Origin of the sequence: Moorena sp. SIO3B2, assembly GCF_010692525.1 — a bacterium.
Lineage (GTDB): Bacteria > Cyanobacteriota > Cyanobacteriia > Cyanobacteriales > Coleofasciculaceae > Moorena > Moorena producens.
Window position 1 is genome coordinate 1 of the sequence record NZ_JAAHHE010000793.1, and the last position, 1,757, is coordinate 1,757.

The window sequence follows — 1,757 nt, forward strand, 5'->3', positions numbered from 1 at the left end:
ACAGCCACTGCCAATCATAATCAGGCAATTCAGGCTCTACTTAACACTTTGGGGGATAATGATAGTTTTGTGCGTCTGCAAGCAGCACAAGCTTTGGGGAAATTAATCCCTCCCGTAGGGATAGATGCCTTATACCAAGCTATTAGACAAGATAAATTTAGTAATGTCCGCAAGGCTGCCAAGGAGGCATTAAAAAAATATATTATAGATTCTAATCGTTCAACTAGTGAAGATAGACTAAATGCATTTAATTACTTAAAGCTAGTTTATCCAAAAGATGCGGAAAAACTGTTAGAAGAAAAAATTACTGATTCCAAGTTTTTAACAGACCATAATCCGGTGCAATCGGTCAATTTTGAGAATATGTCTGTAAGTGAGCTTATTGATAAACTCAATACTAACAAGACTAACAAAGACCCAGATGAATGTGTAGCGATCGCTAAGGCTCTAGGTAAACATGGAGATAGCGATAGCTTAAACCCAATTATTCAAAAACTCAAAAATTTAGAAGAGGGAGATTGGGTAGCACGGGTGTCTGTAATCGAAGCATTAGGTAATTTAAATATTTCAAACCAGCAATTAGAACAAACCCAATTAGTGCAAACAATCCTTGTGGATAGGTGGCGTAATGATGCTATATCTGACGTTAGAGATGCTGTCAAACAGGCGTTGATTACTATATATGAAAAAACCGGTGGCTACAAACCTGCCGCACAAGCTTTGGAGCGATACTCGGACGATCCATTCTTGCTGGAACGTTTAAAAGCTATGATATCTTCAGCAAACACTAACTAACGTAAAATTAAGCACAAAAAGTCATTTACATATTATCTATACTAGAGTAAAATTATGTGATTAAATAATAGCAAATATGGATTATAAAATTAGAGCCAGAGAAGGTAATCCCTACAAAACTCTAGACTGGAAACAGGTAAGTATATCAGAAATAATTAGTAAGCTATCTAATCCAGAAACACAAGTTGATGCCTTGCAAGCGCTTGGCATTAGATTTAATAATAAAATCTTAGACATCAAGTTTATTGAAACTGGCAATGCCTACGCCGAGCCGGATGGGGATAGAACTAAAACAGAGGATGTATCAACAGAAATCGTTGACGTAGAATTAATCCTTGATAACCAGCCACGGCAACCTTTTACTATAGAAAGTTATCTCGAACCATTCATAGAAGATGGTGTTAATTTTTTCGGTTCTATTACGTTCAAAACTCCTAATGGAGAAACTAGAAAAATACCCATGATTGGCAGAGGAACAGCGGCACTTGATGGCAGAGCAAATGATGGACACGCCGGATTTTGTGTTGGTGGTGCTTGTGCCTCCTTCCAGGAACGTACTGCTATTGTTCTAGCGGTAGCTGCTGCTGCTGGTGCTAAGGATGAGCAAATAGACTTGATTGGAGAAAAACTAGGGTATATTAATGATAAATATCATGGGCGCAGAGATATACTGGCTTATTCCTTAGAATGTGCCAAGAGATCACAGATGCCAAGTTATACAGAGTACATGAAAGCCCGTTATCCAGAGGGTGAACGTTCTTCATTACTTCAAAGTGTGATTAATACAGGGAAACCTGATCAGGCTTATTATGAAAAGGCACTCCAGAAAATGACTCCTGAAGAACTGGCAGAAGATCAAGAAGCAGCAAAAACTAGTTATCAATCGGCATCCCGTTGGTAAATGTGACTAGTGGTGCTTTAGGGAAGGGCTTGCCATGATTTTCCAGCTCTTTCCCAGTGTT

The 1,757-nt window shown here is 38.6% G+C and carries 2 protein-coding genes; both read left to right on the forward strand.

What is annotated here, in order from left to right; all coding sequences use genetic code 11:
• A partial coding sequence (locus F6K38_RS41100) for a HEAT repeat domain-containing protein (protein ID WP_287360588.1) occupies positions 1–795 on the forward strand: 795 nt, incomplete at its 5' end.
• Positions 796–871: 76 nt separating this feature from the next.
• Positions 872–1,696 (forward strand): hypothetical protein, encoded by an 825-nt coding sequence (locus F6K38_RS41105; protein ID WP_287360590.1) that lies wholly within the window; start codon positions 872–874, stop codon positions 1,694–1,696.
• Positions 1,697–1,757 lie beyond the last annotated feature (61 nt).

What these genes read in the sequence shown, in the direction of transcription:
- F6K38_RS41105 (WP_287360590.1), top strand. Translation starts at nt 872, where the DNA reads ATGGATTATAAAATTAGAGCCAGAGAAGGTAATCCCTACAAAACTCTA.